Source organism: Bacillus sp. HY001 (genome assembly GCF_007558965.1).
In the GTDB taxonomy this organism is placed as follows: Bacteria; Bacillota; Bacilli; order Bacillales; family Bacillaceae_G; genus Bacillus_A; species Bacillus_A mobilis.
On the sequence record NZ_VLTE01000014.1, the window covers coordinates 1 to 20,506 of the forward strand.

At 37.2% G+C, this 20,506-nt stretch carries 12 protein-coding genes and 1 pseudogene; 1 reads left to right on the top strand and 12 read right to left on the bottom strand.

The annotated features are described in order from the left end of the window. The first annotated feature begins 354 nt into the window (after window positions 1-354). Complete coding sequence (locus FOT98_RS09485) at window positions 355-3,855, top strand: endo-alpha-N-acetylgalactosaminidase family protein (RefSeq protein ID WP_063263199.1); 3,501 nt, start codon at window positions 355-357, stop codon at window positions 3,853-3,855. Between the two features lie 272 nt (window positions 3,856-4,127). On the opposite strand, the gene FOT98_RS09490 is transcribed toward FOT98_RS09485, so the two are convergent. The 12 genes and pseudogenes from FOT98_RS09490 to FOT98_RS09545 all read right to left on the bottom strand — a co-directional run. After that, a complete protein-coding gene (locus FOT98_RS09490) occupies window positions 4,128-8,480 on the bottom strand; it encodes an endo-alpha-N-acetylgalactosaminidase family protein (RefSeq protein WP_063263200.1) in 4,353 nt (1,450 codons plus the stop codon). 454 nt (window positions 8,481-8,934) lie between these two features. Further along, entirely contained in the window at window positions 8,935-9,942 is a 1,008-nt protein-coding gene (lacD, locus tag FOT98_RS09495) for a tagatose-bisphosphate aldolase (protein ID WP_063263201.1), read from the bottom strand. Between the two features lie 15 nt (window positions 9,943-9,957). Beyond that, the gene (lacC, locus tag FOT98_RS09500) at window positions 9,958-10,893 is read right to left on the bottom strand and encodes a tagatose-6-phosphate kinase (protein ID WP_061676473.1); all 936 of its coding nucleotides are present in this window, start codon (window positions 10,891-10,893) and stop codon (window positions 9,958-9,960) included. Window positions 10,894-10,919: 26 nt separating this feature from the next. Beyond that, window positions 10,920-12,068 carry an N-acetylglucosamine-6-phosphate deacetylase gene (gene nagA, locus FOT98_RS09505; RefSeq protein ID WP_063263202.1) on the bottom strand — a complete coding sequence of 383 codons (1,149 nt, stop codon included), beginning with the start codon at window positions 12,066-12,068 and terminating at the stop codon, window positions 10,920-10,922. 20 nt (window positions 12,069-12,088) lie between these two features. Next, window positions 12,089-13,255, bottom strand: a complete 1,167-nt coding sequence (locus FOT98_RS09510; protein ID WP_063263203.1) for an SIS domain-containing protein — start codon at window positions 13,253-13,255, stop codon at window positions 12,089-12,091. 61 nt (window positions 13,256-13,316) lie between these two features. Beyond that, window positions 13,317-14,216: an ROK family protein gene (locus FOT98_RS09515; RefSeq protein WP_063263204.1), complete on the bottom strand. Its 900-nt coding sequence runs from the start codon at window positions 14,214-14,216 to the stop codon at window positions 13,317-13,319. Window positions 14,217-14,327: 111 nt separating this feature from the next. Beyond that, window positions 14,328-14,495 carry a DUF6903 family protein gene (locus FOT98_RS32315; RefSeq protein ID WP_168216099.1) on the bottom strand — a complete coding sequence of 56 codons (168 nt, stop codon included), beginning with the start codon at window positions 14,493-14,495 and terminating at the stop codon, window positions 14,328-14,330. Then, window positions 14,485-16,656 (bottom strand): 1,3-beta-galactosyl-N-acetylhexosamine phosphorylase, encoded by a 2,172-nt coding sequence (gene gnpA, locus FOT98_RS09520; protein WP_063263205.1) that lies wholly within the window; start codon window positions 16,654-16,656, stop codon window positions 14,485-14,487. Before gnpA ends, FOT98_RS32315 begins: the two co-directional genes overlap by 11 nt. Before the next feature lie 12 nt (window positions 16,657-16,668). After that, window positions 16,669-17,658, bottom strand: a complete 990-nt coding sequence (locus tag FOT98_RS09525) for a carbohydrate ABC transporter permease (RefSeq protein WP_080467827.1) — start codon at window positions 17,656-17,658, stop codon at window positions 16,669-16,671. Between the two features lie 14 nt (window positions 17,659-17,672). Further along, window positions 17,673-18,563, bottom strand: coding sequence for a carbohydrate ABC transporter permease (locus FOT98_RS09530; protein WP_061676478.1), 891 nt, complete (start codon window positions 18,561-18,563; stop codon window positions 17,673-17,675). Between the two features lie 69 nt (window positions 18,564-18,632). Beyond that, window positions 18,633-19,976, bottom strand: coding sequence for a carbohydrate ABC transporter substrate-binding protein (locus tag FOT98_RS09535; RefSeq protein ID WP_063263206.1), 1,344 nt, complete (start codon window positions 19,974-19,976; stop codon window positions 18,633-18,635). A gap of 420 nt (window positions 19,977-20,396) precedes the next feature. Then, window positions 20,397-20,506 (bottom strand): annotated as a pseudogene (locus FOT98_RS09545) (RNA-guided endonuclease TnpB family protein); the annotation flags it as partial.

A 20,506-nucleotide genomic window follows, 5' to 3' on the forward strand; every position in this document is an offset into this window, starting at 1 on the left:
CGGGGATAGCCTAATGAATTAGAAGCCACTAGGCTTCTGTACTTAGGAATCTCCCACTTCAAACAGTCCGTAAGGACGTTAAGTGGTGAGTAGTTCAATTATCTTATTTTCAACATTACAAAAAACAATATTTCTAAAAAACAGAGCAACATCCCTCTTGTGTAAGCGTTTTACAAAAAGTAATCTAGTGGTACAGATAGACACTGGAAACTACTTCTGGTTTTGATAGATTCTCAACTACTATGCTGGTTTCACTTTCTATCAAAATATTAATTTTCAAAGGTAAAAAAGTGCTCTATACCTTTGAAGGATCATCAATGTCAAAAGTGTCAAAATTAAAACGAGGGGGTTCACATGAAAAAAACAAAAAAGAAGTTCAGGAGGACGATTGTAACACTTGTTACGGGTTGTGTCGTAGGTTCTACTTGTTTTACAAATGGTTACCTAATCCAAGCCGAGGGAACCACGGAAACTACACCAGCTGAAAGTCAAATCAGTACACAAAGTCCACATACGGTTATTTCGTCTAATCAAATGGATGTTCTTGTTGATGCAAATTTTCCAAGAGTCATTCAATACGATTTAAAATCTGGAACTGGAGCAGGAAAGACTTTTTACGGACAGACTGAAGCATTAGATACAATCCTTATTAATGACGTAGCAGTAAAACCAAAAGTAAAAGCAAAAGTTTCATCAGATAAAGTTGTATATGAGATGACGGTGATAGACACTCATAACAATATCTCTGCGGTTATTACTGCTGAAATGGTTGTTAAAGAGAATATATTAGAATTCAATATTACAAAGATCGTCGACAACAAAATCGTAAAAACTATTGAAATCCCAAATCATAATTTAATTTCTGTAAATAACAGTCAAAAAGATGCAGTGCTAGATGGCGTACAGATGTCAACAAATACTCGTATTAACGGTGACAGACAGATTAAGGTTGACGAAAATTTAATTACGAAAGATGAAGAGCAAAAAGGATATATGTATGCTTTTCTTTCTACTGATGAATTAAGTGCAAGTATATGGTCTAATACGGAGAATAGTTTAGTAAAAAAATTGGCTCCAGATTCTTATGCTGCAAAGACTGATGCTCAAAGAATTACGGCAAATGCTACGACTAATAGTGCCGGAAAAAAAACAATTGGTCTAAGTAGTACATTCTGGACGTATCAAAAGTCAGAAGAACATCGTAAAGAAGATGGCACTCTAGAGCTAACGGATGGGACAGTTAATAAGGTAGATGAAATGCCGTCTGTGAAAGTTATCATTACTGCTGACGCTAATGATGATAAAAAGATAAACTGGCAAGACGGAGCAATTGCTTATAGGAAAATTATGAACGAACCTCTAGGGTCAGAAAAAGTTCCAGACTTAGTTGGTTACCGTGTTAACATGAACTTTGGCAGTCAGGCCCAAAATCCTTTCTTAATGGCTTTAGACGGAGTGAAAAAGTTTCATTTAAATACTGATGGACTAGGACAATCTATTCTACTGAAAGGTTATGGTAGTGAAGGTCATGATTCTGGTCATTTAAATTATGCTGACATTGGAACTCGAATTGGCGGTGCAAAGGACATGAAAACATTGCTAACAAAGGGTAAAGAATATGGGGCAACTTTTGGTGTTCATGTGAATGCAAGTGAAACATATCCAGAGTCAAAATATTTCCAAGAAGAGCGTTTATTAAAAAATCCAGATGGAACTTATAAGTATGGTTGGAACTGGATTGATCAAGGAATAAACATTAATGCTGATTATGATTTAAGAAATGGCAGGGCACAACGCTTCAAAGATTTATATGATGCTCTTGGTGGCAAAAAGAATGATTTAGATTTTATTTATGTAGACGTTTGGGGTAATGGACAGTCAGGTGATAATAGTACATGGCCGAGCCGTCAATTAAGTAAAGAAATAAACAGTTTAGGTTGGCGCTTAGGCAGTGAGTGGGGATATGCGAACGAGTATGATTCCACATTCCAACACTGGGCAGCCGATTTAACTTATGGTGGGTATACCCTAAAAGGTATTAATAGTACCATCACTCGTTTCATTAAAAACCATCAAAAAGATGCATGGATTGGTAACTATCCTAAGTATGGAGGCGACGCAGATGCTCCATTACTAGGTGGATACAGTATGAAAGACTTTGAAGGTTGGCAAGGTAGAAGTGACTACAAAGCGTATATTGATAACTTATTTGCGGTGAATATTCCAACCAAATTCATTCAACATTATAAAGTAACACAGTGGGAAAATGGTAAAGCAGTTGAAATGACAGATGATAAACAACAAACTTACAACTGGGTACCAGGTATGAAGTCCGTATTAAAGGACGAATCTAGTGAAAATACACTTACAATTGAAAGAAAATCAAATGATTTTGCAAATGATAAAGATGGCTATCGAACAAGAACTATGACATTAAATGGTAAACAAATATTTGAAGGTAAACCTGGTGACGAAAAGTATTTATTTCCATGGTCTTGGGATCAAAATGGCAAAAAATTATCAGCAGAGAATAAAAAATTATATCACTGGAACACAAACGGTGGAAAAACAACGTGGACCGTTCCAACTGGTTGGCAAGGTACCGTTAAAGTGTATGAGTTAACAGAATTAGGTAAAGAGAATATGAAAAATGTTAAAATTGAAAATGGAAAAATCACATTAGATGCAAAAAAATCTACTGCATATGTAATTTATAAAGGGCCAAAATCCAATAACGATGTTAAATGGAGTGAAGGAATGCATCTTATAGATGCTGGATTTAACAGCAATTCCCTAAAAGATTGGAAAATCAAAGGAGACTCAAAAGCAGTTAAGATTACGAAGAGTGAAGGTAATAATAATATGCTAACAATCTCCAATAATAAAAAGAAAGTAAATGTTACTCAAAAATTAACAGACCTAAAACCTAATACAAAGTATGCTGCATATGTGGGTATAGACAACCGAAGTGAAGCACAAGCAAGCATAACGATTACTTCTAACGACAAAGAGTATACAAATAGTACTGGTAAATCTATCGCTAAAAACTATGTAAGAGCATACGCACATAATACACTAGGTTCCGAGCAAGCAAAAGCTGATGGTCAAATGACTTCAACTGTGGATGGAACAAGTTACTTTCAAAATATGTATGTGTTTTTTGAAACTGGTAAAAAAACATCAGATGTAACTATTGATTTATCTAGAGATGGTGGAACTGGTGCAAGTTACTTTGATGATATTCGCATCGTGGAAAGTAATGCCGAAAACCAAGTAAGCAATAATAAATTTGTACAAGACTTTGAAAATGTTGTACAAGGCATCTATCCGTTTGTAATTGGTAATATTGAAGGCGTAGAAGATAATAGAACACACCTGTCTGAATTACATGCACCATATACACAAAGAGGTTGGAACCAAAAAATAGTAAGTGATGTTATCGCAGGTAAATGGTCACTTAAAACGAATGGATTAACGGAAGGTGACGCTCTTGTATACCAAACTATACCTCAAAACTTCACATTTAAACCAGGAGTAACGTATAAAATTACTTTTGATTATGAGGCAGGTAGTGATGGAACGTATGCAGTGGTGACAGGTAATGCTCCATTTGAAGAAAAAGGAGTATTAACTAAGGAAGAATTAAAATCAACCGCAAGCAGTGATAAGAATGCAAAAGCTGGCACATATTCCTTTACTTTAACAGGAGATAAATCGGGGCAAAGCTGGTTTGGCATTTATTCCACTAATAAAGCAGCTAATACTAACGGTGTGAAAGGATCACAAGCTAACTTTAACGGTTACAAAGATATTATGCTTGATAATCTAGTTATTGAAGTAGTGTCAAATAAATAGAATCAGTTACTTTATATTGAATGAAGTTGTCTCAAAAGGTCCTTAAAAATGATCTTTTAGAGACAACTTCTTTTTTTATACTTTATAAACATAAGAGAATCGTTCCTGTCCGTAATTTGGTTGTGATAACATACTTATATCAAAAAGAGGTTAACCCATATAGCTACTCAGCTATCTTTCGGTCAACCTCTTTTCATTCACGATATTACACGAGCTATAAAACTCCCTTTATCTTAATTCGAGATTTTTATCTCTGTGTCTCCCCCCTGTAGTCACCTTTTTTCAATACGTAAATTATCTAAAATAAACGTACCTGCTCCAGTATCACCGTTTAAATTCGTTCCATCACTGAAAATTCCAACATAAGTTTGACCATTCTCAGAGCCTGTCACAGTAAACTCTGCCGTTTTTGTATCAGTAGATGCAGCAAGAGTATTATTCACACTCAATCCCTTTGCACTCGCAATGTCTCGAACATCAATTTCTTGATCCCCTGAAATAAAACGGAATGCATTTGCTGTTGTTTGGTAATCAAATGATACTTTATAAGTTACGCCTGGTTCGAAACGATAATTTTGAGGAATCGTACGGTACAGCAAACCTTTATTTCCAGTGTTCACTTTAACGGACCAATTCCCACCTAATACATCATCGACTAGTTTTTTACCTGCCCATCCTTTTTGCGTATATGGAGCATGCAGTTCAGACAGATGAATTCTGTTGTCTTCTACTCCTTCTGTGTTACCGATAACGAATGGGTAAATACCTTGTACTACCGATTCAAAATCTTGTTTAAATTCCGTTGGTGAAACATAATTTTTTAAGGATTTTTGAACAATCCGAATATCATCAAATTTTGTGTTTCCTTTTCCAGCATCACGGCTGAGAGTTAATTTAGCTTTATTCGTTTCAGCTGTAAAGCTTACTTGCATGATTTGCATTTTGCTATTGTATCCATCATTTGAAGCATGTGAATCTGCCTTAACATAGTTCTTTTGCAGGCTGCGAAGCGTGTAATTATTAACGTCTTCTTTCCCACCTGTTACTGTAATTCCGGCCTTTACATCACTATTATTTTCAACATACACCTCTGCTACATAATCTTTACCTGGTTCCAAACCAGTTAGGACACGTGAAACAGTTGTATCTTTTGACGGACTATCAATATTCAAGTAGTAATCTCCACTACTTACATTGCGGTTGCTTCCAGTTTGATTCGTTCTAACGGCGCTTATAGCTTTGTTATCTCCCTCAATAGTTGTATATGCACTTACTTTTCCTGTATTGAATCCCGCGTCATATATATGAGCACCCTTGCTCCAATCATAGTCAAGAATTTCCAAACCTTTATCTCTTTTTGGTACAACAACATAAGGAGTTGCCGCATCAGCTTTCAAAGTCACCTTATTATTTACGACCTTGACTTCTTTCATATCTGCTCTACCACGATCTGTCAGTTTGTATACATATACACTAGATGCATCTTTATATTCATCTGGAAGTGTCCAAGTTGTTGTACCACCTTCCAAATTCCAGTGATATAGTTTTTCAGAATTAGAAGTTGGATTTTTAAAATCTTGTTTCACCCAGGGAATTAAATAAGTATGTCCATCAAGTACAACGTTTCCATTCAGTGTAATAACACGTTCCCTAGAATTGTCTTTTCTAGTTACATCGACAACATCTCCATTACTTGGGTCTTTCAATTTTATTTCCTTTTCTAAGTTCGTCTTGCTTTTATCCCCTTCTACAGCTGTCCAATTCGTTACATAATATTTTTGTAAGAATTTAGTAGGTAGATTCGTATCAAATGTCATGCGAATAAAATTATCAAAATTCTTATCAGATTGCCATCCTTCGAAACCAGCTAATTCAAATCCACCAAGTAACGGATGATCAGCAGTTCCTCCTACTTCAGGCCAATTCAACACCCAAGAATCTCTTTGGTGATTGCTAATAAAGCGTAGTACTTCTGAGTTGATCCCTTTACTTTCCGGTCCACCATAGTTTTTATCGGTAGCCCAGTGTTGCCACGTTGAATTATTGGCCATAGAACCACCAAATTCCGTTGTTAGTCTCCAGCCCCTATCTTTAAATTGATCTGCTATTCTATTTGATTCCCATTGATTTTGATACCATACATCTAAATAAATAAAGTCAAGATTTGGAACAGCAGTTTTCAATTCATCTAGTCTTTTCGCACGTGCTCCAGTATACAAATCTTTTAATTTATTAATTGTATAAGATTGATCTAGCCATCCCCATCCTAAAGAATTTGGACGATCAATAAAATCATTGTTGAAAGCTTTCGCTTCAGGATAAACTTCTTGCGCATTGATATGGACACCAAATTGGGTGTTATACTTATGCCCCTCTTTAATAAGCGTATCCAAATCTTTAACGCCACCCATGCGCTCACCTACATTACCGTAATCCGGATGACCACTGTCATGTCCTTCGTTTGCATATCCTTTTAATAAAACAGCCTGCCCCAATTCATCTGTAACAAGAGCAACCTTTTTAATATTATCTGCTGTTTTTAAGAATGGTTGTTGTGCTTGTGATCCGAAATTCATTGCAATACGCATTCCAACATTATTGTTTACATCTTGATATCCTTTAATGTCTTGCATAATATCACGGTATGCAATCGCTGCATCCTGCCAATCTGTCTTATTATCAGTATTCAAATCTTTAGCGATAGCTATTTTAATAGTTGGTTTATTTTTTTGTGGATCTGGCATAAAATCTCTTTGGTAATAGAGTGCACTAGAACCTATCCCCATTGCCTTAGCACCATTTTTATTTACATATCGATTTGCAACTAAGTTTTTATAGCCATCCACTTCTGAACTAGACCATACACCCGCACTCAATTCGTCAGTTGATAAAAATGCAGTATAATTTTTAGTAGATGTACCTATTTCCCCCATTGAAGAATCTACGCTTACATCCACATCTCCTGATTTCCTCACATCAGTACTAATATTCGTTAATTTAGCTTTTGCACCTTTTTGCACCGAATTTACTGAGATAACGTTCATATCAGCAAACTCAACTGTTTCAATTTTTGCACTGCCATTATTTTTAATTTCATCGAAACTATAAATAACTTTATTATCATTTACTTTCAAAGATACTTTAAATACAGCATCAAGGTTTTTCATTTCATCCACAACTTTTAATGTATATAGCGCTTCACTATCGCTTAGCTTTTCAAAGCTTACTTTAGGATAGTATAGTGCACCATTTACTTTCAATCCGTAAACAGGTGATTCTTGTCCATTCATTACTTTATCGCCAACTTTGTATTTCACAACCCGCGGGAATACTTGGTCAATAGTAACATCCATATACTTTGACTTTAATGTATCTTCTACTGATGGAGTATCTGGAGGCTTTGGCGCACTATATTCCTTGATTTTGATATTAGAAATCGTAATATCGGCAGCACCTCGGCTTTTTTCAAATCCAAGTCCCCCCGCCTGATCTACACCACCTGTCAATGTCCATGAATCTACCTTTTTACCATCAATGTATAACGTTGCAACATCGTCCATGAATACTAAACGTAAATGGTATGTTTGTTTTGCTTGTAACGGCACATTTGAAGTCATCGACGTCCAATTGTTGATAGGACCAAATGTTTCGCCAAAATACTGGTCGTTCGTATCCCCTGTTCCCACATATGTGTATGCAGATGCATTTTGAACACGATAGATTAATCCAAAGCGATTCATCTTATCAGTATTAGTAGTTACATCAGCTTCAAAAACACCATTTTTAATCGATTTCATTTGGTTATAGACAATTCGATTCTTTTGGGTAGATGTAACACCGAAAGTTGCTGAACCGTCTGCATTATAAGTAACTTTTCCGTCTCCTGAGATAATTTTCAAGTCGCCTTCTTCTAATTTATTATCCGTAATGTCGACAAGTTCTCCATCTCCTGGATCCGTGCCTCCATCACCAGATGCAGCTCCTAATTCGATGAGAACTTGACTTTTTTTATCTCCAAAAGCACCGAGTTTAACTGCTTCCTTACCTGTAAGGAGGTTATTTACATCATTAGGTAAAGTAACCGGTCCAAATAAATCTTTTCCATCTAATGTAATGTTCATAGTGGTTGCATTATAATCGATTTTTATGGAATGTGAGGTCCCAGCCTCTGGAAGTGCAACATTCGGTCTCGTTTTTAACCAATCACCTTTTCCTTGATATTTGTATTCATAGAACCATCCAAGTGAGTCGTAGCCTACAAAAACGAAGTTATTATTGTCAATATAATGAGGATAGAAACCAAATCTAGTATCTTCTCCACTGGTTTCTGGAGTAAAGGTATACGCCATCGTTCCCGATTCTTTAGCGATTTTATTTTGTTCTTGAAAAATTGCAGCTTTAGCCCCGTTATCGTTTCCGGCACCTGCTCCAAGCCTTACATAGGACTTCCCATTTTGTTCTATTATTGCATTGATTTCGTTTCCTCCTGATGAAATTGTGACCCACGGATTAGACACATTTGCCCCTACATGTAATGGTACAATCATGCTAACTAAAAATGTCGGCACAATTAGCACAAGTGCAAGAAGGGTATTAAAAGCTCTCTTGAAATGCTTACTCTCCAATTCTTCTCCCCCTTTTAAATTTAAATTTTAGTTAAAAACAATACCTGCACATTCTTTTTTAAAACATACTAAAACCTGAAAGGTACCGCTTTCACTTATGTTTAGAATAGTTTTTTTCATGTGCCCACTCAATAAAGATATTGTTTCTTTTTTTAGTTATATTGTCTTTTTAAAACGCTTACAAAATAAGGATATTGTTACCTTTTTAAGTATGTTTTTTACTGAATTTTACTACGTTCAATCGATTAGATTTTATACGATAATTAATATTATTCGATTTATTTATATGTAACGGTTCTTCTCTCTCCCTTTAGTCATGATTACTGCTCCCTTAACTGTTCCGAGCTTTTACTCTAGAATTTGTGGTCATACTGGACGCAACTAAAAAAATGAGCAGACGAATGTCTGCTCATTTTTCTTCATTCCATATAAAAACAGAAGAAAAGATATTATACTAACTTTGAAGTTCAGCTGTTATTTTTACTTTAGTAAACCATGAGTTAGCTGTCTCTCTCAATACGAGATTCAGTTCTTCAGTATTCCTTCTACCAATATCTTTTAACCAATCACGCCCTGCTTGCTCACCGCCTATAGCAAACGGCATAACACCGTCTTTCCAAGTTGCCCGACCACATAACACTCCGTTAAAGGTAGATCCGGAGTCTTTAGCAAATTTTAATGTTTCTTGAAATAATTTTGCGCTTACTCCTGCACTAAGGAAAATAAATGGCAGCTTAGTTGCTTCACTTTGTTCTTTGAAATAGGAAGCTGCTTTTTCTTTACTATAAACAAATTCACCTTCTGTATATCCTTCTACATAGTTCATATCTACTGGAACTTCTACTTTTAATACATCTACTTTATATTGCGGTTTCGAGAACTCCTTCATCGCCTCAATCACTTTATACGGTTTTATTTTTGCGTATGCGTTACTTTTCACATCATCACTGTCAGCATCATACGTAACAATCTCTAAGAAAAATGGTATGTCTTCAGCTGCACACTCAGATCCGATACGTTCCATATAGACATGTTTATAGTTATTAATTTTTTCATCTTCATTGACATCATAGTAGAGTAAAAATTTAATAGCATCTGCACCTGCTTCTTTTAATCGTTTCACTGACCATTCTGGTAATAAATCCGGCAATCGGCCTACTTCTGATGCATCGTATCCAGTTTTTTCATACGCTACGATTAAGCCCGATTCTTTATCGCGGACCTTAGCCGCCGGCAGACCGTATTCAGGGTCCAAAAGAATCGCTGTAGCAAATGGTGTTAATTCCTCAGAAACTAATTCTTTGAAACAGATAATGCCTTCATCTCCAACATGACTTGCACCGCCAGACGCAATCATTTTTTTCAATGAACCACGTTGATCAATAGCCAATGCTCCAATTATGCCATTTTCAGCAGATAAACGTTTTAGAGCTTCCAATTTATTTTTGGTTAGTTCTAACATCAACATTCTCCTCTTTCAATCTATTTTTTCAACTTTAACGAGATCAAAGTAATGTTTAAACTTATTCATATTAATATAACCCGTTCCAGCTTCCATCGTATTTAACATTCCTGTAGTCATCGCTGTTTTAAGAACAGTCTCGACCGTTTGGTTTTGATGTAGTGCCACAGCTAATCCTGCAACTGTTGCATCACCAGACCCTACAGGATTGACCACTTCTATTTTCGGGATCGTAACTCTGTAATAGTCCTCGCCGTGCTTAACAAATGCACCTTCACTACCCATTGACACGATAATCCACTCAATCCCAGTAAATAGTTCATGGTTTAATACTTGCTTTAGATCTATGATTCCCGCTTCCACGCCAATGCCCAACAGCTGAGATAATTCCGCTGTATTTGGTTTGATGGCAAATGGTTTTTCTTTATGCACCATCGCTTGTTTCAAAGATTCCCCTGACGAATCCATAATTATTGGAATTCCATTTTTATGACAGATTTCTAACATTTGATAATAATAGTTAGTCGGTAACCCTTTCGGTAAGCTACCCGAAATTGTCACAAGTGAAGCTGTTGCAAGTTGAAATTCAAATTTTTCTAAAAAACGAGCCCCTTCTTCTTTGGATAATGTTGGCCCAGATTCTAAAATCTCTGTTTGCATCCCTTCATGAAGAATGGCAATACAATTTCTTGATTCTTTTTTGATTTTCAAAAAGTCATTTGAAATATTGACTTTATTTAATTCTTGAATAATGAATTCCCCAATCGTACCACCAAGCACACCTGTCGCTAAGACACCTTCTTCCATTTGAGCGATTACTCGCGCAACATTCAAGCCTTTTCCACCAGCAGTTTTATGAACCGCTTCTACACGGTTAACAACATCTAACTTTAATTCATGAATCGGATAGGAAATATCGACCGATGGATTCATGGTGACAGATAGTATCATTGGTAATCCCTCTTTCAGAAATTTGTTTAATCTTGAAAACGGCATACACCGTCAAGATAAGTAGCAGTTACATCCATCTCTGGTGTCATCACAATAAAGTCAGCATCATATCCCTCGGCAATCTTCCCGCATTCGCCATCGAGCTGCATACTTTTAGCTGGTGCCGTACTCGCCATGTAAATCGCTTCCTCAGGTGAAGCAATTCCCCACTCGACGACATTTTTGACAGCATCTTTTAATTGCAAAATGCTCCCTGCTAAACTTCCGTTTTCCAAACGAGCCATCCCATCTTTTACTTTCACAGGAAATTCTCCCAGCTGATACATTCCTTCAGGCATACCTCCGGCCATCATACAATCAGATACCATAACAACCTTTTCTCTGCTGCGGATATTCATTAAAACATTTGCGGCAACAGGATGAACATGATGTCCATCACATATGATTTCGGCAAAAACATCTTTTAGATTCATGGCTGCTCCGACCATCCCTGGCTCACGATGATGCAATGGACTCATTCCATTGAAAGTATGAATAAAAATGGAAGCTCCTTTTTCAACCGCTTGCTTTGCTTCTTCATACGTTGCGTCACTGTGAGCTAACGCCACTGCAATCCCTTCTCCTACAGCATATTCAATAAATTCCGCTGCCCCTTTCCTTTCAGGTGCAATCGCGATTTTTTTAATTGCATTATTTGATAATTCCTGCCAAACTTTCAGCATTTCAACTGATGGGTCACAAAAATATTTCGTGTTTTGTGCTCCTTTATGCTTTTCAGTAAAAAATGGTCCTTCTAAAAAGATTCCTTTAATTTTTGCACCTTGCACTTTTGTGTAGTTGGCACCAATCATTTCAACGACGTTATTTAACGATTCTATTGAGGATGTTAAAGTTGTCGGTAAAAAGGATGTAACGCCGCAAGAAAGGAGTCCTACCGAAATTTGGTTCAGCCCCCCAAAACTATTGTCCATAATGTCGTGATTTCTAAATCCATGAATATGTGTGTCTACTAGGCCAGGAGCGATCCAATGTCCTCTATACTCAATAATTTCTGCCGTATCCTCTGGCCTAGCTTCTGAAAAAACACCGAATTTTCCGTCTTTTATCTCTAAAAATCCAGGCCCCGTAACCATCTCCTCAAGAAAAAACTTATCTGCAAAGATAAAAATAGACATATATGTTTCTCCTATCCTAGTTACTCATATTCGTAGATGGTAACACCTTTAACGACACGGTTCACTGTTCCTGTCGGTGAAGGTGTATCAGGTGTATTGCCTACTTTCACGGAAGCTAACAGTGAGACGGTTTGCCCAACCATGACAAAAGGTAGCGCTAAGTAGGCATCTGGTACAGACTGAGCCTCGCTGCCGAATACAAATCTGTTCCCAGCATACTTAGTTTCTCCCTCAACCTCGATGGCACAAATGTAACTGGCAATGTCATCCTGCTGCATTTCTTTCAACATATCTAAATCATATTGACGTGTATACGGATGGTTAGAAACAAACACGAAAACTAACGATTTTTCGTTTACAAATGATTTTGGACCGTGTCGGAATCCGAGTGGTGAATCAAATGCGGTAACAATTTTCCCAGCTGTCAGTTCTAATATTTTTAATTGTGATTCTTTCGCAAGGCCTTCTAAACTACCAGAACCTAAGTAAATAATTCGGTCAAAATCAAAATCTACTATCTTTTGAATGTCACCTTCTCTTTGAACGACACTTTCACCCATTTGATGGATTTTTTTCACTATCTTCGATTTTTCTTCTGTCGATATAGAATCAAAAACGAGTAATGCCGTTAACGCCATGCAAGTATAACTTCCTGTCATTGCAAATCCTTGATCATTTGATTTTTCAGGCATCAATAGCAATAAATTTTTTTCATTATTCACGGCCCGTTTGGCTAATTTACCGTCTTTCGCACAAGTAATCGTCATTTGATACAAATCCGTTACTATTTGCTCAGCCAATTGTACAGCAGCAACACTTTCCGGACTGTTTCCGCTTCTAGCAAATGAAACGAGTAAAGTCGGAAAATCCTTTTTGAAAAATTGGTAAGGGTTTGAAACTAACGTTGTTGTCGGAATGCTTAGTACTTCCCATTGTTGTTCATCGGCTTTTTCTATTAAATAAGGGGTGACTGTATCACCGACATAGGCAGACGTTCCAGCGCCTGTAAAAACAACTCGAACCCGGTTGTGTTTCGTTACTATCTTTTTCAAAAACTCTTCTATTCCCTCGCTTTTCTCCATGTACAAAGCAAAGGTTTCGGCCCATAAATCAGGCTGCCTTCTTATTTCCGCTGTTGTTATCGATGCACCTAACGAAGCTAAGTTTTCTTGACTTAATGTAAACATATTCGTCCACTCCTCTACCTATTTGCCATCATTCTCTCCATAAAAGAAGACCGGCGCCACCTCATTGCATACCTTCAAATACTCGTAAGCCTGCACCAGTAACTCCATTATTTTGCGCCAATGTACTGATGCTCATCTGCTCCAAAAGATGTTGTTGCTCTGGAAGCTGATACCTTTTCAGCTTCTCTTTAATCAACTCCAGTAGAAATGGATTTTTCACAATGACACTGCCACCAAAAACCATTTTATGCGGATCTAATAAACATGAAATCTTATAAAGACCTTGAGCTAAATAATCAGTTACCTCATTGATGATGGACTGATATTCTGGTACCCCATTTATATAACTAGCAAAAACATCCTTTGTTGAAATCGTATCTACCTGTAAGTCCCTTTCGGCTATTCTCTGAATCCCTGGCCCAGCAGCAATTTTTTCTAATCGTTCATTGCCCCCTCTCGAGAGGACAGGAATCAAACCCAGTTCTCCAGCAAATCCTGCCCCCCTAAAAAATGAGCCTTTATGAATGATAGAACAAGATATTCCCGTACTTATAGTCACGTAGACAAAGGTTTCATCCTCTTTTACATGCGCTGCTCTCCATTCGGCATAAGCCGCCATATAGACATCATTGTCAATCGTAATCCGCTGAATACCGAATTGCTCTTGCAAACGGACCGAAATAGGAAACTGCCTCCAAGGTAAATTGTTTTGAAAAACGGCAATTCCCTTCTCGAAATCCACTTTTCCCGGCACCCCAACACCAATTCCCTCGATATCCGCGATGGAAATCGATGATTTTCTGAGAACTTGCTCCACAGCTTCTACAACTTTACCAAACATTTTTTCTCGGTCTGAAGGATCACTTTTTATTTCCGCTCGTTCAAGCAGTTCACCTGTGTCCGAAATGACTCCCGCTGCAATCTTCGTTCCCCCAATATCAATGCCGACTGCCTTTTTCATTTGTCCGCACCCCTAGGTTTGTATTTGAAGTATTGTTGAGTAATTTTCTATACTTGTTATCGTTGAACATATATGTGCGATTCCTTGATTAATTCACTTGCACTGGTTGATTTATACGTATTTCCGATTGTAGTCATAAAGTAGCCCTAAGAGACCAGCTAATCCAATCAACATCATACCTAATTCGAATTTACCAGCTGTCTTTTGATAGATGATAATTAAAGACAGGCATACGATAAACACAACAATTTTAATAATGAATAAAATATTACCCTTCATTTAAAACGTCCTCCCATCTGATTTCACTAGGTGCCAATGTCACTTCTTTTCTGTTTCCTTGTCCGTCGTATACAACTGTCTTTTGTTCGATCATCGAGTTGTTAACAATCGCCATTTTTTGAATAGATGGATATGCATGGACTTCACAATAAATGTTGCTCGCATGATACTTTTGAAATTCTCCTTCTTTATTAGCAGCATAGTATAACGCACGCATTAGCAGACGTGTATTTTCTTCACTGCATGGCAGCCCTGCTATATAGACAGATCTCCCTTCTCCAAACGGATGACTTGAAAGATGAACTTCTCCATTTGAATATTCGATTATTTCGGTTTTATCTGATAACGCATAAATGTTTTTCATTCCTTCTCCAAAATCAAATTGGGTGCTGTCAGCAGAAATAAAGTGATTTTCGACAGGATTAATAAAATATTTATCTGTTGATAAGCTAAATCCTAATTCTTTGTCAACACCTAAGACGTTCGCCAATTGAAAATAATGTCCTTCATGCTGATAGGCTGTCGGTTCGCCAATCCCTATGAAACCTCCACCGTTATACATCCAGGCCCTAATTGTAGTGACTAACTTTTCATTAATCCAATTAGCCCCTCCTGAAAAAGCTGTGCCTACATCGCCGGCATTAATGATAACGTCAATGTCCTTAGGTATACCTTCGTTAATGACATCATCAAAACTAATGAACGAAACTTCCACAGCTGCCCCGCTCAAAGATTCCAAAACACCTAAATAAGAATAAATTTGTTTATACCATAGAGCGTGAGCAACCATATGTGTTTGCCAAGTTCTCAACTTGCCCCAAGAATTCAAAATTGCAACTTTAAGACCGCTGTATGGTTGAACACCTTTAATCGTGTCATGAATTTCACGAAATTCCTCGGTAACTTTTTCAATATAGGAGATAAATTCCGGGAATTGATAAGCTAGACTTAAATAACCGCCATAGCCGATACGATCAACAGGGTTCCGTAATAACGCTCTGCGTGCCGTTAACCAGTTTTCATTCGCTTCAATCGTCGGGTTGTTACCTTCGTAAAAAGTGTCTGGGAAGAAATAGGGTAAGAAACGCCCTTCTGTGTAACGAACATGTGGTATATCAGCAATCATACGTAGTGTAGCTCCGCCGCCCACACTGCCTACAACTGCGTCCAATCCGATATTTTCGAAGTATTTTCCATATGGTTCTGTACCAATCCAATTATCACCAAGGAACATCATTGCTTCTTTTCCACTTTCATGGACGATATCCACAAGTTTCTTTGCTTCTTCAGCAACAAACTTATGAACAAAATCTATATAATCTAAAAACGCAGGAGTTGGAATTCGAAACGCGGTATTATAATAACCTTGATCAACTATGTCCTCTGGTCTTAAGCGATAGCCCTTTTCTTTTTCAAAGGCATCCAAAGCAGCAACTGAAACACTAGCACCATATCCGAACCAATCGACAAATTTCTCTTTGCCAAGATTATTAAATACAAGGGTAAAATGATAGAAAAACGTTGTAAATCTGACCACATCTGTATCTGGATTTTCTGTCAGCCATTGTTTTAAATAGGTTTTCATAAATTCATTGGAATGTGGCTGCCTCACATCAAAAGGAATATCATGTGGCTTATCGCCCCAATTATTTGTAATATGATTGTACATTTGAGTTGGATCCCAAATTGCATATACTAGGAATGAAACCGTATATTCATGCCAAGGAATCGCCTTCGTAATCAAAACACAATTTTTCTCTTCGTTTACTTCCCAATCATTCACGTCAACAATTTCTCCTGTTGTCCGGTCAATAACCTCCCAGTATTTTTTAGGACTGTGAATGTAATCCGGCTTTAATTGTTTCTCAAAGTAGCCTTTCATAAAATTAATTTCAAGGTTGTCAGTAAGCGCAGTATTGAACAAACTCATTAAATACAGTTGCTGGCATTCATCCATGTGCTTCTCTGCGAACTCATTGTGAGCTCGAGCAACAAAATAGGTCGTATAAATTTTCGCATCCAATTGTTTAATATCATCGTCTAGTTTCGTTCCATCACTATCACGAATCGCATCCGCACCCCATCGTTCCATCAATTCTTTTGTTTCCTTAAGAAAATTTTCTTCACTCGGTAAAGTAACACGGCCTTTTTTCTTTTTCATGTAAATCCTCCTCTAATCCTTTAAACCACCAAGGGTCATTCCTTGTGTTAATTTTTTTTGAACAATGATGTATAAAATCAAAGTGGGTAGCATGACAAGAACCATGCCTGCATACATTTGACCATAGTTCGCAGCAGATTTTTGAGCTGCCATCAAGTTCATTAACCCAACAGGTAACGTTTTATTTGGTCCTGGGATTAATGTTAAGGCAATAATGTATTCGTTCCAAAAGGCAAGAAAATTAAATAAAATGACGGCAATAATACTTGGACGAGCTATAGGAATCATGACTGAAATCATTGTTTTGAAATATCCTGCACCATCGACCAATGCCGCTTCCTCATATGTAGATGGAAGCGATTGAAAAAAACTAGACAGCAAGTAAATGGTAAATGGTAACGCCGTCGCCGCATATACCAATGCTAAAACAAATAAATTATCTAGTAGAAATCCATCACCAATTTGGCCTTGTAAAAAGGTATCTCCGTCCAATAACATCAAGAAAATTGGAACAACAATGTAGTTCACATTGATGAATAATCCAGCTTTTAAAAAAGTATTTATTAACTTGCTTCCTCTAAAGGTATACCTTGCCAATACATAGGCTGCTGGTAAGGCCACAATCAATAAAATGAGCAGAGCCAACGCGGTTACCATGACTGAATTCAACATATAGGTACCCATGTTTGCTTTTTGGAAAGCATCGATAAAGTTTTGAAAATAGAAACTTTTCGGCATGGCCCAAGGACTTCCATAAAACTCCGAGTTTTGCTTCACTGAGGCTAAGAAAACCCATGCAACAGGAATAATAATAGAAATTGCTAACGTAATCAGTGCTACATATATAAAACAACGATATATTGCTTCTGTAGTCATACCTTTTTGGGACTTAACTTTTTTTGGGGCTTTATAAACTGCTTCTACAATCATTTCTTTTTCGGTTTCCATCATTTTTGGATCTCGATAAGCTGTTTCTGTTGTCATTCGTTTTTGTGTTTCCATCTTTTTGGACCTCCTTAATACTCCAACACTTCCCTTTTAGTGACACCGCTTATAATTGCAGATAATGCGAATGAGAATAGGAAAATGACCACCCCAATAGCCATACCGTAACCGTAAGAAGAATTCGTGTAAGCCTGCTTATACATGTAGCTTAAAAACACTTCCGTCGATCCGTCGGGTCCCCCACCAGTCATCGCTTGAACGAGTAGAAAACTTAAATTAATCGTACTAATAACGAAGAAAGTTAACGTCGTCCGAATGTTATTCCAAATTAACGGTAACGTAATACTGAAAAATTGTCTGACCCGTCCAGCACCTTCCAAAGCAGATGCTTCATAAAAACTTTCGGGAATACTTGCCATTGCCGCCATATACATGACCATATAATAACCAATCGCTTGCCAAATGAGTGCCCCGCCAATGCTGTATATGGCAATTTTTTGATTGCCAAGCCACATCTTTTGAAGATTTTCAAGGTTAAATAAAGCAAGTATATTATTTAACAATCCTGTAGTCGGATCATAAACTGCAGAAAATATTCCCGCGATAACTACAACGGATAAAATATTCGGGAGATAAAAAATAATTTGAAAGAAACTTTTACCTTTTATTTTTTCTCTCGTTAACAAAGTGGCAAACAAGATCGCCATCACCATCGTGATAAGTGTAACAATAACAATTAATACGATACTGTTTTGGAGAGATCGAAAGAAATTCATATCATTCCATAAAATCTTGAAGTTTTCTAATCCAACAAATACCTTATTATTAGAAAATCCTCCCCACTTATATAAGGACATCCTGAATACCTCAATTGTAGGAACAATCATAAAAATGGCTAACAGTAGTAGTGCCGGTGCAGTACAAACAAAAATAAAAATTCTTTTTTCTGTTGTCTTATTCATGCCATCACCTCAGTTAATAGGTACAATGGTGAAACTAGCTGTTCACCATTGTACGTAGTGAAAACTAATTTATTTTAATGCAGACCGTAATTGGTCACTCACTTTTTCAACAGAGCTTTGCCAATCTTTCACCTTTTTATCACCAGAAATAACACTGTCAATCGTTCTAAATAATGTATCTGGCATACTTACGCCTTCAACGGCTTTCGTTGCAGCAAATCCACCTATTCCCACTTTCACTCCATTATCATAGATACTATAGAATGATTTATTTTCACCTGTCAGTTTATTAGAAAGACCTTTGATAGGCTGAATCGCACTCGATTCAGCAAAAATTTCAGCTGCCTTATCCGAGTAAACAAACGTCATGAAATCTTTAGCAAGTTGTTTATTTTTAGCTGCTGAAGGAATCCACATTTGTTCAAAGAAAGTAAATGCATAACGGTCGCTATTAGCATCAATAGTTGGTAAAGGCATCATGCCCCATTCAAACCCTTTAGATCGAGGAGCTTCTTTCATTTCACCAACTACCCATGTACCATTTGGCATAAACAAAGCTTTGTTATCGAGAACCAATTGTTGATTTTTTTTGTAGTCTTTATCATTTGCATTCGCAACAGTAGTTGGTTCTGTGTATTTTCCTAATTTTCCGATAATTTCAAACGATTTCGTTGCTTCAGAACTTTCCCAAACACCATCTGTATATTTCATAGCTTTATTAAATACCTCAGGTCCACCCACCCCTAGTAATAAAGAGTAGAAGAATGTATCAAAGTAGCCTGTTGTAGGATAAGTAAATAATGAAATTCCTTCTGCTTTCGCTTTATCTCCCAAAGCCCACATCTCATCCCAAGTCTTCGGCACTTCCCAACCTTTTTCTTTTAATAAGCTAGCATTATAGAATAATCCAGTTGGACTATAGAACATCGGTGCCATATAAATTTTACCGTCATTATAAGGATTAGTCGCAGGTGTACCAGTAAGCCCTGGTACTAACTTATCTTTAACTTTAACATCTTCACCATAAACATTTTTATCAAAAACATCAGTAATGTCTTCTAATGCTTTATCTTTAATCAAAGTTTCTGTTAGTGCCTGTTTTCTCCCGGTTGCCAACAACACAACATCCGGATACTTTCCGGCTTTCATATTGGAGCCTATGACATCCTCAAGGTTTTTGTCCACTGTCAATTTAACATCAACTTTTGGATTAGCAGCTTCATATGCGTCAATTACTTTACTCCACATCTCTTTACCATAAGCCGATTCAAGTGTTGCCACATGAAGGGTTTGTTTTTCACTGGAGCCTTTACCATCCTTAGAGTTATCAACTTTTGTAGTATTACCTTGGCAAGCTATTAAACTAAAAGATAACAAAGCTGTCATCCCAGACAACAATAACTTTTTTTTCATCTTTATTTACCCCCATCTCCTAATCTTCCTTTCATAATTAAAGAATACAAAATGGATAACGCTTTCACAATAAACATCTTGTTCTGTTTTTTAGATATCTTGCTTTTTACTGAATATCCCACTAAAATCTTTGTCAACTACCCCCACTGAGATAAAGCCTTTCAGTGGGTGCTTGAGTTCGAACGCTAGGTCTTTTCGTCTATCGCTAGACAGTTTGACGCTCTAGCATTCATGCCACCTTATGGTAACACCCCAAGTATGTTTTTGGTTGGTACTGACAACGAACGATTGTTTTCCCACTTGCACCACCCTTTCGAAAAAGAGCAGTTCTTCCTTATGAAAGAAGCCACCACTCAGATGAATCTGGCGTGTACTACAAGCCCCGACAAGTCGGGTACGCATGGATGGTTGACACACCCACTAAGCTATGCGCGAAGCAACAGCCTTACGTTTTTGCACTTCTAATAGAATCGGCGTTTTTACTTTGAGATTGCCATCCAATTCTACAACTTGTGATTTTTGCAATGTAT